The 1327-nt window shown below is 61.9% G+C and carries 1 protein-coding gene; it reads left to right on the forward strand.

Translation table 11 applies throughout. From position 1 onward, the window contains the following. Positions 1-678: 678 nt before the first annotated feature. Positions 679-1017 (forward strand): hypothetical protein, encoded by a 339-nt coding sequence (locus EPN29_14475; GenBank protein TAN29584.1) that lies wholly within the window; start codon positions 679-681, stop codon positions 1015-1017. The last annotated feature ends 310 nt before the right edge of the window (positions 1018-1327 follow it).

Here is a 1327-nt window from a genome sequence, read left to right on the forward strand (position 1 = left end):
GTCGTGCGTGACCTTGAGGATCATGTAGGGCATTGTGTCGCTCGAGTGACCGCGCACGGGTACGAAGGAAGTCGAGCGAGAACAGGCAGTGCAGGAGGATCTTTAGGAGCAAGTCACGGACAGGGTGGAACCGCAAGGTCACTCGGCGGGGTTTCGGCTCGAGGGATGCGTTGCGAGAAGACGCGTCGATCGCTCAACGTCAGCTCTCAAGCGTCCCAGGCGGTTGCGGCGCCGACAGCCTCGTCGAGAGATGAAGAAGCGGGAGGAGGGAGAACGACGAGTCCTCGAGCGCGGGCTGGCTGTAGAGGCGGGAGAGCCCTCGCAACGCTTGACTGAGCTCACAAAAGCGCTCAGACTGCAGCACAGCGGTGTGAGGGTGGTCAAGTCCGCCCAAAGGGTTCGTCCTCGCCCCTTGTCACCGCAAAGACGCAGCACTCCGCTCACACAGCTTCTGAACCGCTGCTTCCTGTCGCTAGCTTCTCGATACAGTCCATCCCAGGCACAGGCGAGCCGGCGCATCCTCACGCTCTCTCCCAGTCGAGTCTGACACCTCCCCTCCCGACCCCTCCCCACTACGCCAATCTCGCCATCCCACCCCTCTGTCGGTCCGCCAAGCAGCACACCATGTCGTGGAGTGGTCTCAAGAAGGCCTCGAGCCGGTTCGGGACGCAGATGAGCATGAAGTTGGGCCAGGTCGAGCGGACGGACGACTCGGCGTTCAGGTCAGAGTCGGAGCGGTTCAAGCAGTGCGTGCAGGCGGCTCTCCACGCTGTCCAGAGATGTGTACTGACCCGATTGCCTGTGCGTAGACTCCAGACGAACAGCAATGCTCTGCAGAAGGAGGCCAAGGCCTACCTCGACGCCGTCCGCAACGTCTCGGCATCCTCGACGCGGATAGGCACGACCATCGACATGTTCTTTGGCACCGACTCGGGCGAGCAGGCTATCTCGGCGAATGCGTACAAGCGTGCGGTTGAGGAGTTGGAGGGCGATATCGCTAGGACTATCGTGCGTTAGGGTTGCGAGCTGAGCTGGGCAGTGCGGCTGATGTGCACGTCTACAGGACGCCCCGTACCGAGCTACCGTCCTCGAGCCGATTGGCAAGTTCTGCGCCCATCTGCCCGAAGTCGCTAACGCCATCTCGAAGCGCGAGAAGAAGGTGCGTCCCGCCTGCCATGCGCTTGGAATGCTGCTGCTGACCTGCGCTTCGCTTGCAGCTGCTCGACTACGACGCAGCGCAATCTAAAGCACGGAAGCTTGGCGAGAAAGACGACGCTATCAAGCTGCGGGCGGTGCGTCCATCTCGTTCTTCCCGTCGCAGCTCTAG

Source organism: bacterium (assembly GCA_004299235.1).
Lineage (GTDB): Bacteria > Chloroflexota > Dormibacteria > Dormibacterales > Dormibacteraceae > SCQL01.